At 34.8% G+C, this 13,139-nt stretch carries 11 protein-coding genes; 5 read left to right on the top strand and 6 right to left on the bottom strand.

Annotation, left to right across the window (positions count from 1 at the left end):
• Nucleotides 1–84: 84 nt before the first annotated feature.
• The 5 genes from ACFFLS_RS24550 to tsaD all read right to left on the bottom strand — a co-directional run bounded on the left by ACFFLS_RS24550 (nucleotide 85) and on the right by tsaD (nucleotide 4,276).
• Nucleotides 85–1,044, bottom strand: coding sequence for a zinc metalloprotease (locus tag ACFFLS_RS24550; RefSeq protein ID WP_379682593.1), 960 nt, complete (start codon nucleotides 1,042–1,044; stop codon nucleotides 85–87).
• 354 nt (nucleotides 1,045–1,398) lie between these two features.
• Nucleotides 1,399–1,896, bottom strand: a complete 498-nt coding sequence (locus ACFFLS_RS24545) for a TrmH family RNA methyltransferase (RefSeq protein WP_379682592.1) — start codon at nucleotides 1,894–1,896, stop codon at nucleotides 1,399–1,401.
• On the bottom strand, nucleotides 1,897–2,535 hold the full coding sequence (locus tag ACFFLS_RS24540; protein WP_379682591.1) for a DUF4159 domain-containing protein: 639 nt from the start codon (nucleotides 2,533–2,535) through the stop codon (nucleotides 1,897–1,899).
• A gap of 10 nt (nucleotides 2,536–2,545) precedes the next feature.
• Nucleotides 2,546–3,250: a 16S rRNA (uracil(1498)-N(3))-methyltransferase gene (locus ACFFLS_RS24535; RefSeq protein WP_379682590.1), complete on the bottom strand. Its 705-nt coding sequence runs from the start codon at nucleotides 3,248–3,250 to the stop codon at nucleotides 2,546–2,548.
• A gap of 3 nt (nucleotides 3,251–3,253) precedes the next feature.
• Nucleotides 3,254–4,276, bottom strand: coding sequence for a tRNA (adenosine(37)-N6)-threonylcarbamoyltransferase complex transferase subunit TsaD (gene tsaD, locus ACFFLS_RS24530; RefSeq protein ID WP_379682589.1), 1,023 nt, complete (start codon nucleotides 4,274–4,276; stop codon nucleotides 3,254–3,256).
• A gap of 229 nt (nucleotides 4,277–4,505) precedes the next feature.
• Between tsaD and ACFFLS_RS24525 the strand changes: the two genes are divergently transcribed.
• The 5 genes from ACFFLS_RS24525 (at nucleotide 4,506) to ACFFLS_RS24505 (ending at nucleotide 12,759) form a co-directional block, all read left to right on the top strand.
• Nucleotides 4,506–9,002, top strand: coding sequence for a translocation/assembly module TamB domain-containing protein (locus tag ACFFLS_RS24525; RefSeq protein WP_379689731.1), 4,497 nt, complete (start codon nucleotides 4,506–4,508; stop codon nucleotides 9,000–9,002).
• Between the two features lie 311 nt (nucleotides 9,003–9,313).
• Nucleotides 9,314–10,300, top strand: a complete 987-nt coding sequence (gene pfkA / locus ACFFLS_RS24520) for a 6-phosphofructokinase (RefSeq protein ID WP_379682587.1) — start codon at nucleotides 9,314–9,316, stop codon at nucleotides 10,298–10,300.
• 87 nt (nucleotides 10,301–10,387) lie between these two features.
• Nucleotides 10,388–11,392 carry a type I glyceraldehyde-3-phosphate dehydrogenase gene (gene gap / locus ACFFLS_RS24515; protein WP_379682586.1) on the top strand — a complete coding sequence of 335 codons (1,005 nt, stop codon included), beginning with the start codon at nucleotides 10,388–10,390 and terminating at the stop codon, nucleotides 11,390–11,392.
• Nucleotides 11,393–11,522: 130 nt separating this feature from the next.
• A complete protein-coding gene (locus tag ACFFLS_RS24510; protein ID WP_379682585.1) occupies nucleotides 11,523–12,374 on the top strand; it encodes an N-acetylglucosamine kinase in 852 nt (283 codons plus the stop codon).
• 10 nt (nucleotides 12,375–12,384) lie between these two features.
• Nucleotides 12,385–12,759: a methylglyoxal synthase gene (locus tag ACFFLS_RS24505; protein ID WP_095930559.1), complete on the top strand. Its 375-nt coding sequence runs from the start codon at nucleotides 12,385–12,387 to the stop codon at nucleotides 12,757–12,759.
• On the opposite strand, the gene ACFFLS_RS24500 is transcribed toward ACFFLS_RS24505, so the two are convergent.
• The gene (locus ACFFLS_RS24500; RefSeq protein ID WP_379682584.1) at nucleotides 12,740–13,120 is read right to left on the bottom strand and encodes a RidA family protein; all 381 of its coding nucleotides are present in this window, start codon (nucleotides 13,118–13,120) and stop codon (nucleotides 12,740–12,742) included. The two genes, ACFFLS_RS24505 and ACFFLS_RS24500, sit on opposite strands and share 20 nt — an antisense overlap.
• Nucleotides 13,121–13,139 lie beyond the last annotated feature (19 nt).

Here is a 13,139-nt window from a genome sequence, read left to right as displayed (position 1 = left end):
AGGAAAAAGCATTTTTAAAATCTAGACTTAAACAAAAAAAGCGAGATCTTAAAATCTCGCTTTTCTATTTATATTAGGTAACTTTTACTGTGCAAATGAAGCTCTCGCTCCTCCGCTCGTAAAAATGGCTGCAATTCTGCTTTTCTGTCCTGCTGAGAACATGTACATTCCGGCGTCATCAACATAATCCATGTAGTTCATTGTCATTTCTACAGGAGTGCCAGAACAAGTACTGTAGTGAGGATAAGCTGGAATGCCGTAATTTTCTTCGTTATGAGTAGGCGTATCGGCAACTAAATCGCTTCCGCATGTTGCGTCTCCCCAAATGTGGCGAAGATTCATCCAGTGTCCTACTTCGTGAGTAGCCGTTCTTCCTAAGTTAAATGGCGCATTTGCAGATCCCGATAGTCCGAAATAACGAGGGTCGATTACGACACCATCTGTAGAAGAAGCTCCCCCAGGAAATTGCGCATATCCTAAGATTCCGCCCCCAATTGTGCAAGACCACATATTAAGTTTTGTTGTTGGCGAAGTCGGTGCAATTCCTCCTTGAGCTGTTTTTTTCATCGCGTCATTGGTTCCCCATGAAGTTTTGGTAGTAGATTTTCGGATAACCTGATCTAGAACAAATGTGATTCCGATATTGGCTTTTACACCAGCAAAAAGAGCCGGAACATTATTGTAATCTGAATTCAGGGCATTAAAATCTTTATTAAGCACATCAATCTGAGACTGAATTTGTGCATCCGAAATGTTTTGTGCTGTAGTTCTGTACAATACATTTACAACAACTGGTATTTCGATTTTACCGTTTACCAAACGTCCTGTAAAATTGCTTGATAAATGTTTTGCTGTAAACGCTTCAATTTCGTTCATTCTAATTGCCAGTGAAGGATCTGCTTTTAATTGGGCATGTAAAACATCTTGCGATGCACACGCACGACGTGAAGCAATGGCAGTTTCTGAATTGGTGTTTTCAGATTGGTCATTTTGGCAAGCAAACAGCAATAATGCTGCACATGCGGAAATAATAACTTTTTTCATAATTTCTTGGGTTTTTGTTATAAAAATGTTGTTTAGTTAAATATTACGGCAATTTTATAACAAAAAAATATTGTAACAAAATATTTACAAAGTTTTATTTGTGAGAAATTTACAAAGCCTTGTATAATCTAGTTCTTACAAAAAAATCAATAAAAATATTAGTAGGTTTTTTCTTGTTTTAAGATTTTAATAATGCATTTTGACGTTGTTATTTGCACTTAGTCGGTAAAAAATCTTAAAATTATTTTAAAATTTTATTCTAAATGGCTTTTTTTCGAGAAAATCAGATTGCGAGAAGTGGTAAAATCATTCTAAAAAGATGATTTTTTTGTTGAGAATGTCGATAAGAGATTTTTAGATAGAAGTAAGTTCGTAAAGTGCTATGCTTGCAGCTTGTACAACATTCATGCTACTGTTGTTTCCGAACATTTTGATATGAACAATTTGATGTGAAAGTTTAAGAAGTTCTTCGGATATTCCATTAATCTCACTTCCGATTAAAAGTGCAATTTTTTTGTTTTCTGGAATAACAACTTCTTTCAAAGGTTTACTGTTTGAAGTGATTTCTAAAGCTATAATTTCAAAATTATTGTCAATTAGAAATGAGTGAAGTGCAGTATAGTCTTCAATAACAGAATGAGGCACATGAAGATGTGTGCTTCGCGAAGTTTTGTTGATTTTGCGGGGTGTAAGCGGGATATCTTTTCCAAAAAAGATAATATTTTTTACTCCAAAAGCTTCAGAAATTCGAAACAAAGATCCAATGTTCTGCTGAAAGTAAATATGATCGCAGATTAGCGTAATCGGAAAAGTTTTTCTTTCAAACTGATTTTCGTGATGAGTAAGCTGCATTTAATTGGTGAAAATATAATTGATGATATTGGCGCCCATTTTTAAGGCTTTGTCACGCACGCCAACTGGGTCGTTATGTACTTCGGTATCTTCCCATCCGTCGCCAAGATCGCATTCGTAAGTGTAAAGCAATACCAGCTTGTTTTCTATGAAAATGCCAAAAGCTTGGGGACGTGTTCCGTCGTGTTCATGAATTTTCGGCAGTCCGTTTGGAAAAGGAAAAGGTTTCTGAAAAATGGCATGATTAGCCGGAATTTCAACAAGATTGTTGTTCGGGAATATCTTTTTGATTTCTTTTCGAATGAATTGATCCATTCCGTAATTATCGTCTATATGAAGAAAACCTCCTGCGACAAGGTAATTTCTAAGATTGATTACATCAGAATCGCTGAAAACCACATTTCCGTGCCCTGTCATATGTACAAAAGGATACGAAAGCAAATCTGGACTTCCTGGTTCAACAGTTGATGGTTTTGGTTTTATTCTCGTGTTGATGTTGGCATTACAAAAACTTATCAAATTTGGCAGAGAAGTCGGATTGGCATACCAATCGCCTCCGCCGCTGTATTTTAGCAAAGCAATTTCCTGTGAGAACGAAGAAAAAGAAATCAATAAAAACAATAAGAATATTTTTTTCATTTAAATTAGTTTATTCATTAAAAAAAACAACACTGTGACAGGCCACAACAGCGGCGGTTTCTGTTCTCAAACGTGTATTTCCTAAAGTTACGGGCTTATAATCATTTTCTAATGCCAGAGCAATTTCTTTTTCAGAAAAATCTCCTTCTGGACCAATTAGAATCGTTACATTTTGATTGGGTTCTAAAACTTCTTTCAATGATTTTTTATCCGTTTCTTCGCAATGAGCAATCAGCTGAAGACCTTCATTTTTTTGTTTAATGAATTCTTTAAAGGAAACAGCATCATTTAGTTTAGGAAGAAATGTTTCGTTGCATTGTTTCATGGCCGATAAAATGATTTTTTCGAAACGGTCTTTGTTGATCACTTTTCGCTCCGAGCGATCACAAAAAACAGGAGTTATTTCCTGAATTCCGATTTCGGTTGCTTTTTCCAGAAACCATTCAAATCGGTCGTTTATTTTGGTTGGAGCAACCGCAAGATGTAGACGGAATTTAGGTTTTTCGGCATTTTTTATCGACAATACCTGTACGGTACATTTGTTGTCTGAAGCCAGCGTAATCTGAGTTTCAAAAAGAAGTCCCGATCCATTTGTGACTTGTACGATATCAGAATCTTTTTTTCGCAACACTTTTATAATATGACGGCTTTCTTCTTTGTCAAAAGAAAAATTTTCGGTCGACTCGTTTATATTTGGATTAAAGAATAACTGCATAATTTAAAATTCTATTCGGGCTTTAGAGACAACAGCAGCATTTTCAAATCGTTTTGCTAGGTATTTTTGATAGCCTACAATTCCGATCATTGCGGCATTATCTGTGGTGTATTCAAATTTCGGAATAAATGTTTTCCAGCCGTATTTGGATTCTGTTTCTTTCAATGTATTTCTAATTCCAGAATTTGCAGAAACACCGCCTCCAATGGCAATTTGTGTAATTCCAGTTTCTTTTACGGCCAATTTTATTTTATCCATCAAAATTTCGATAATCGTGTGCTGGATAGAAGCACAGATGTCGTTTAGATTTTCGTCAATAAAATTTGGATTTGCCTGTTTGTTTTTTTGAATGAAGTATAGAATAGCCGTTTTTAATCCGGAGAAACTAAAGTCTAAACCAGGAACTTTTGGTTTTGTAAAAGCGAAAGCTTTCGGATTTCCCTCTTTTGCGTATTTGTCAATCAGTGGTCCGCCAGGATAGGGAAGTCCCAAGATTTTGGCACTTTTGTCAAAAGCTTCTCCGACCGCATCATCAGTGGTTTCTCCGATAATTTCCATATCAAAAAAACTGTTGACTTTTACGATTTGAGTATGACCGCCGCTAATGGTAAGCGCCAGAAATGGAAATTCGGGTTTATCGTAGCCTTCTTCGTCAATAAAATGGGCTAAAATATGAGCATGCATATGATTTACAGCGATAAGCGGAATTTTTAACGCCAGCGATAATGATTTACTGAACGAGGTTCCTACCAATAAAGACCCCATCAGCCCAGGTCCTTGTGTAAAGGCAATGGCATTTAGCTGTTCTTTTTGTACATTTGCTTTGCGAAGCGCAGCATCTATAACAGGGACAATATTCTGCTGGTGTGCTCTCGAAGCCAGTTCGGGAACCACACCTCCATATTGATTGTGAATTAACTGATTGGCCACAACATTTGACAATACTTTGTCGTTATGTAGAACCGCGGCAGCAGTATCATCACATGAACTTTCGATGGCGAGAATAAAAACCTCAGGATTTTGCATATAAAGGCACAAATTTTGAATTATATTTGACAAATCAAATTTTTTAAGTATTCTTTGATTGCCACAGTGCCCAAAATTAAAGAATTTTTATCAAAAACAGCGATTCTTGTCTGTTCAAAGTAAATTTAAAAGAAAAACTAAAATTAAAACAGCTATCAAAAAAGTAAAGAAAATAATATCAAGAACCCTAATTGGGTTGATTTTACTTTTGCTGACAATTGCCATTATTTTGTCACTGCCATTCGTGCAGACTAAAATAGCCAATTATGTGACCGATTCGCTTAACAAAGATTTTAATGTTAACATAAAAGTTGAGAAAACGGCAATCAATATTTTTGGAGGCGTAAAACTGAAAAAAGTCACGATTTTAGATCATCATAAAAAAACGATGATTTATTCGGAAATCATTACTACCGATATTGCTAGTTTCAGCAGACTGCTCGATGGAGATCTTCTTTTCGGAGATATTCGACTTACAGGTTTGATTTTCAATTTGAAAACATATAAAGGCGAAGACGAAAACAACATGAATAAGTTCGTCGAAGCGTTTGAGACGGATAAAAAAACACCCACAAAATCAACCAAGCACTTTTTGCTTACTGCACGAAATGCCTATATAGAAAAAGGAAGTTTTTCTGTAGTTGACGAAAACAAACGTGTTCCGCTTTTTCTTGATTTCAAGAAAATGAATGCCTATATCAGCGATTTTAAAGTATATGGCCCAGATGTTAATACGATTATCCACCGTTTTTCATTTTTAGATCATCGTGGTTTGTATGTTTCTAATTTTGCGGGGAAATTCAGTTATACAAAAAAACAGATTAAGGTTGAGAATCTTGCAATTAAAACCAAGCGTTCGTCTCTTTACGGATTGGCGGTTTTAAATTATAAAATTAAAGATTTTTTAGATTTTACAGACAAAGTGCGCTTTCATGTTGTGCTGGATTCTGCTTCGATTGCTTCAAACGATATTCGTTATTTTTATGATGGATTGGGAAAGAACCAGCGTTTTAAAATCAAAACCAAACTAAACGGTCCGTTAAACAATTTTACCTTGAGTAATTTGCGTCTTAGTGATGCAAACGGATCTAGAATTAACGGAACAATTAATTTTAGAAATCTTCTGGGAACCAAAGAACAGAAGTTTTCGATGGATGGAAAATTTGAAAAACTGATTTCAAGTTACGATAATCTTGTGGTTTTGCTTCCAGGGGTTTTGGGTAAAAGTTTGCCTAAAGAATTAAAAAGGATAGGCAAATTTAATATTGTCGGAAAAACCAAAGTATCTACAACTGATCTAGAAGCCACATTTAAGATGGCGTCTGATCTTGGAAATGCGCGTGCTGATCTTCATATTAACAATATGGATTTTATAGATAAAGCTTCTTATTCGGGAAATATTGTATTAGAAGATTTTAATATAGGTGCTGTTTTGGCTCGAAAAGATCTTGGTAAAACTACATTGAATCTAGATGTAGACGGAGTTGGTTTTACAGAAAAGTATCTTAATACGATTATTAAAGGTGAGATTTTGAAATTAGATTATAATAGATACACCTATAATAATATAGAAATTAACGGTAACTTTAAATTGCCTTATTACAAAGGACAAATCACCATAAATGACCCAAATTTGAGTCTTAATTTTGATGGTCTGGTTGATTTGAGCAAAAGAGAAAACCGATACGATTTTCATATCAATATTGAAAATTCAAATCTGCAGAAACTAAAGTTTGTCAACGATTCTATTTCAAATTTCCGAGGCGATGCGGTGGTACAGTTGACTGGTAATTCTATCGAAAATCTTCAAGGAAATATTTTTATTAAAGATGCTGTTTACCAGAATCCAAAATCTACTTATGTCTTTGATGAAGTAACGGTTAATTCTAATTTTGATGAAGACCGCTTGAGAACCATAACCATTAGTTCGAAAGATGTTGTTGATGGTAAAATTGTTGGGAAATTTCAGTTTGCACAATTAGATAAACTGGTAATGAATTCTGTTGGAAGTCTGTACACGAACTATAAGCCTTATAAGGTCAAAAAAGGGCAATTTCTACGTTTTAATTTCCATGTTTATGATAAGGTTGTCGAAATGCTTTATCCCGAAATCAATATCGATTCTTCTACTGTAGTAAGAGGAAAAATAGACTCTGACCAGAAGGAATTTAAATTCGGTTTCAAATCACAAAAAATTACAGCGGCAAAAAATACCTTTGATAATATCCGAATCAATATCGACAATAAAAATACGCTTTACAATGCCTACATTGAGTTAGATAGCATTAAAACGCCGTATTATAAAATCCGTGATTTTAATTTAATTAATGTTACGGCAAAAGATACTTTGTTTGTTCGTTCTGAGTTTAAAGGAGGAAATCAAGGAGAAGATTATTTTAATCTCGATTTGTTTCATACAATAGATAAAAACAAAAACAATATTATCGGAATTAAGAAATCTGAAATGAAATTTAAAGATTATTTATGGTATTTAAATGAAAATGCAGAAAAGGACAATCAGATTGTTATCGATCAATATTTTAAGAATTTCTCTATAGACAATATTGTTCTGTCGCACGAAAATCAGAAAATTGATTTGAATGGGGTAATAAAAGGACAAGATTATAAAGATTTGGTGCTGAATTTTGAAGATGTAGACATCAATAAGATTACGCCGCTCAATTCGAAATTTATCTTTCATGGTAATCTGAACGGAAATATCAATTATAAGCAGAATAAAAATATCTATCAACCGACGGCTTCTATCGAGATTGATCATTTAGTGCTTAATAAAACAGAACTCGGGACGCTGAATTTTGATATTGCTGGGGATGAAAGTTTTAAAAAATTCACTATAAATTCGTCCATCCGAAATGGTTTTACGGAATCTTTTAAAGCAGAAGGAACTTTTGCAACAGAAAACAAAGAAACGTTTTTGGATTTAAATTTAAAATTAGAAGGTTTTAATCTCGCTACTTTAGGAACGGTTGGAGGAGATGTGTTGTCTAATATTCGTGGTTCTGTTTCGGGAAATGCGGCGGTTGTGGGTAATCTGAAAAAACCTGAAATCAACGGAAGGCTTTATGTTGAAAAAGCAGGAATGACTATTCCGTACTTAAATACCGATTACGAATTAAGTGACAGAACGGTAATCGATTTGACCAACGAAAAGTTTTTGTTTAGAAACAACCAGTTGACGGATACTAAATATGGTACAAAAGGTTTGCTGAATGGAAGTATTGAACATCAGAATTTTGGAGACTGGAAATTAGATCTTAATATAACTTCTAAGCGATTGCTGGCTCTTGACACCAAAGACAGCGATGACGCGGCTTATTTTGGAACTGCTTTTATAAACGGTAGCGCTAGTATTCGCGGTCCCGTCGAAGGCTTGTTTATTAAGGTTGATGCCAAATCGGAAAAAGGTACAGAAGTCAAAATTCCGATTAATAATGCGCAGAGTGTTGGAGAAAGCAGTTGGATTCATTTTGTGACTCCAAAAGAAAAGTTCAATATGTCTAAAGGAATTGTAGAAAAAACAAAAAACTACAACGGACTGGAGCTGGAGTTTGATTTTGATATTACACCTGATGCCGAAGTAGAGGTTATTCTGGATCGAAATTCGGGACATGGAATGAAAGGAAAAGGATACGGATCTCTTTTGTTTAAAATCAATACATTGGGTAAGTTTAATATGTGGGGGGATTTCCAAGCATATGAAGGAACTTATAATTTTAAATATGGAGGTCTTATTGATAAAAAATTCTTGGTTAAAAAAGGAGGTTCGATTATTTGGGAAGGAAACCCGATGCGAGCCCAGCTTAATCTTGAAGCGGTTTATAAGACATCGGCAAATCCGGCGGTGCTTTTAGACAATACTTCTTCATTCAACAAAAAAGTGCCAGTAGAAGTAGTTATTGGTTTAAGGGGAGATTTAGCGAGTCCTGAGCCAAATTTTGACATTCAGTTTCCGTCTGTGAGTAATGTTTTAAAATCTGAAATCCAATACAAATTAGATGATAAAGACATTCGTCAGACACAGGCCTTGTATTTATTGTCTACAGGTTCTTTCATGAGTCCAGACGGATTCAGTCAAGGAGATTTCTCTGGAACATTGTCAGAAACCGTGTCCAGTTTGTTTGGGGGTATTGTAAAATCAGATAACGATAAGGTAAATGTCGATTTCACCTATACATCTGCAGACCGTAGAATGGGGCAAGAAGTCGACGGCCGTTTCCAAGCCAATATTTCGTCTCAGGTTAATGAGCGTATTACAATTAATGGTAAGCTCGGTGTGCCGGTAGGCGGCGTAAACGAATCTGCAATTGTAGGAGACATTGAAGTTTTATACCGCGTTAACGAAGATGGTACGATGAACCTGCGTTTGTTCAATAAAGAAAATGATGTAAATTATATTGGACAGGGAATTGGTTATACCCAAGGTGTCGGTATTTCTTATGAAGTAGATTTTGACACTTTCAGTGAATTGGTCAACAAGCTCTTTAAGGATCATAAAATTGAGAAAGCGGTTAAGAATACTTCAGACGACGTTCAGGATTCTTACTTAAATCCTGATTTCGTAAACTTCTCTAATAAGAAGGATGCCGAAAAGAATAAAAAGAAGGCAGAAAAAGAAGAGGAGAAACGCAAAAAAGAAGAAGAAAAGAAAAAACAGCAACAACAGCAAAACAATCAGGGAGTCATTCCAGACGATAACGATTATTAATAGATTGTTAAAAACAAATATTTCTAAAACCATTATTTACGTAATGGTTTTTTTTATTCTAAATTTATAGGCTTGATTGGGATTTATTTCTTTTGAAACAGATTTTCCGATTTTTATAACAGTTCATTCGGGTATTGTTAATTTTAATGATTTGTCTAAAAAAAGGGCGTTTTATTATTGTAAATGAAATTTTTACTATAAAAAAACTTATTAACGAAAACGTTTGCATTTAACATATTTGATTAATTTATTATAATCATAACCCGAAAAGTGCTGAATGTTTGCTAATTTTACACTTTAATACTTAAATAATGCCAAAAACAATAAAAAAAGTAGGTGTTCTTACCTCAGGAGGAGATTCACCTGGAATGAATGCTGCAATACGATCTGTTGTTCGAACTTGCGCTTATCATAATATAGAATGCATCGGGATTTATAGAGGTTACCAAGGTATGATTGAAGGCGACTTCAAAGAAATGGGGCCACGTAGCGTAAATAATATTGTAAACAAAGGCGGAACGATTTTAAAATCGGCTCGTTCTGTTGACTTTAGAACACCGGAGGGAAGAAAAAAAGCACACGAAAATCTTTTGAAAGCCGGAGTTGATGCTTTGGTGGTTATTGGTGGAGACGGTAGTTTTACCGGAGGTTTGATTTTTAATGCCGAATTTGATTTTCCTGTAATGGGAATTCCGGGTACAATTGATAATGATATCTACGGTACAAGTTTTACTTTAGGTTACGATACTGCATTGAACACTGTTGTCGACTGTATTGATAAAATCAGAGATACGGCAAGTTCGCATAATCGTCTGTTTTTTGTAGAGGTTATGGGAAGAGATGCGGGACATATCGCATTGAACGCTGGTATCGGAGCAGGAGCAGAAGAAATCCTTATTCCTGAAGAAGATTTAGGTTTGGATCGTTTGTTAGACTCACTTCAAAAAAGTAAAGCTTCAGGAAAATCTTCAAGTATTGTGGTAATTGCTGAAGGTGATAAAATTGGTAAAAACGTATTCGAATTAAAAGATTATGTTGAAGCTAATTTACCTGAATATGATGTACGTGTTTCTGTGTTAGGGCACATGCAAAGAGGTGGTTCTCCATCTTGTTTTGACCGTGTTCTTGCAAGCCGTTTAGGTGTTAAGGCGGTAGAATCTTTAATTGAAGGAAAATCAAACTACATGGTGGGTGTAAAAGAAGATAAAGTGATTTTAACACCGCTTGAGCAAGCTATCAAAGGAAAGTCTGAGATAGACAGAGAATTATTGAGAGTGTCAGACATCATGTCAACTTAATATAAAAGTTTAAAAGAAGAGAAGTTTATTGTGAGGAAATTAGACTTTGAATTAGTATAATAAAAACAAAAGCAAAAATTTAGTAAAATGTCAAAAGTAAAATTAGGAATAAACGGATTTGGACGTATCGGAAGAATCGTTTTTAGAGAGTCTTTCAATAGAGATAACGTAGAAGTTGTTGCAATCAACGATTTATTGGATGTTGATCACTTAGCTTATTTATTAAAATATGATTCAGTTCACGGTCGTTTCAACGGAACTGTAGAAGTAAAAGAAGGTAAATTGTATGTAAACGGAAGAAACATCCGTATCACTGCAGAAAGAAATCCTGCTGACTTAAAATGGAACGAAGTTGATGTAGATGTTGTTGCTGAATGTACTGGTATCTTTACAACTGTTGAAACTGCAAATGAGCACATTAAAGGTGGAGCTAAAAAAGTAATTATTTCTGCTCCTTCTGCTGATGCTCCAATGTTTGTAATGGGAGTAAACCACGAAACTGCAAAAGCTTCTGATTTAGTTGTTTCTAACGCTTCTTGTACTACAAACTGTTTAGCTCCTTTGGCTAAAGTAATCAATGATAACTTCGGAATTGTTGAAGGTTTAATGACTACTGTTCACGCAACTACTTCAACACAAATGACTGCTGACGGACCTTCTAGAAAAGACTGGAGAGGTGGACGTGCTGCTGCAATCAATATCATTCCTTCTTCAACAGGTGCTGCTAAAGCGGTTGGAAAAGTAATTCCAGATTTGAATGGAAAATTAACTGGTATGGCTTTCCGTGTTCCTACTGCTGACGTTTCTACAGTAGATTTAACTGTAAAATTAGCCAAAGAAACTTCTTACGAAGAAATTATGGCTGTATTGAAAAAAGCTTCAGAAAACGAATTGAAAGGTATCTTAGGATATACTGAAGATGCAGTTGTTTCTCAAGATTTCATCTCAGACAAAAGAACTTCTATCGTTGATGCTACTGCCGGAATCGGTTTAAATTCAACTTTCTTCAAATTAGTTTCTTGGTATGACAATGAGTACGGTTACTCAAGTAAATTAATCGATTTATCTGTACACATTGCAGGTTTAAAATAATAATATATATTTTTGCAAAATCCCGTTACTTCAAAATAACGGGATTTTCTTATTTTGTCACTTCTTTAATTAATGTAAAAAATACACTTTTAAATTAATAAAGAAGACTTAATCCCAAAAACTAAACAAAATGAAATTAATAGTTGATAGTGGGTCTACTAAAGCCGATTGGATTGCAATTGATGATAATGGAAAAGTATTATTCACAACACAAACTTTAGGATTAAATCCTGAAATTCTTGACGCACCGGAAATTATTTCAAGATTAAATGACCGTTTTGATATTTTGCAAAACAAAAAAAATGCATCACATCTATTCTTTTACGGAGCTGGATGTGGAACTGAAAGAATGCAGCAGTTTTTAAAACAAGTTTTTCAGGAGTATTTTTCTAACGCGATTGTAGACGTTCAGGAAGATACTTATGCGGCTGTGTATGCAACAACTCCAAAAGGGCAGGAAGCAATTGTTTCTATTTTAGGAACAGGATCTAACTGTAGTTATTTTGATGGAAAAGTATTGCACCAAAAAGTTCAGTCATTAGGTTATATTGTAATGGATGACTGCAGCGGAAACGTTTTTGGTAAAGAATTAATTAGAAAATACTATTTTAATAAAATGCCTAAAGAATTGGCTGTTGAGCTTGAAAAAGAGTACGACGTTGATCCAGATTTTATTAAAAATAAATTATACAAAGAGCCAAATCCAAATGCTTATTTAGCAACTTATGCTAAGTTTTTAATCAAACATAAAGATACAGAATTCTGCAGAAAAATCATTTTCAAAGGAATGAAATCTTTCGTTAAAAACTACATCAAGCAATTTGATAACTGTAAAGAAGTGCCAGTACATTTTGTTGGTTCTATTGCTTTCTATTTGAAAGACGAATTACAAGAGACTTTTGATAAATATGAACTTCAATTAGGTAATGTTCTAAGAAGACCTATTGATGGATTAATTGCTTACCATGTCGCTAATCAATAGTTCGGGTTTTATGGAAATTGCCATTATTGCTCATGATGGAAAAAAAGCTGATTTAATTGATTTCTTGATTAAAAACGAGGCTGTTTTACACAATGAAAAGATAAGGTTGATTGGGACCGGAACAACCGGAGGAAAAGCCGAAGCGGCAGGGTTTAAGACTCAGAGAATGCTTTCGGGACCTCTAGGAGGCGATGCGCAAATTGCAGGAAGGGTAGCAGAGGGAATTACACAAATGGTTTTCTTTTTTAAAGATCCTTTGTCCAGTCATCCGCACGAGGCAGATATCAATATGCTGATTCGAGTTTGTGATGTACATAATGTGCCGCTGGCAACCAATGAAGCAACGGCACAATTGTTATTAGATGCTATTGCACAGCGATTATAGAAATCTCAACATTTACATTTTTTGGCAGACAAGCCACTTGAACCGTTTCACGAGCTGGAGCGGTTTTTTCGTTAAAATAAGAACCGTAAACCGTATTTATGGCTCCAAAGTTATTCATGTCCATAATGAAGATTGTTGACTTTACAACGTTTTCAAAAGTCATTCCAGCTGCTTCAAGAATCGCAGCGATATTCTGCATTACCTGATGTGTTTCGTCATTGATGTTGTCTGTAATTATTTCTCCAGAAGTAGGATTAATAGCGATTTGCCCAGAAGCATAAAGTGTATTTCCAGTTAATACGGCTTGGTTATAAGGTCCGATCGGAGCCGGAGCTTTCTCAGTAAAAATTATTTTTTTCATAGTAAGATTTTTAAATTCG

It is taken from the genome of Flavobacterium procerum, from assembly GCF_042431625.1.
GTDB lineage: Bacteria > Bacteroidota > Bacteroidia > Flavobacteriales > Flavobacteriaceae > Flavobacterium > Flavobacterium procerum.
This window is presented reverse-complemented; position numbering and strand designations above follow the sequence as displayed.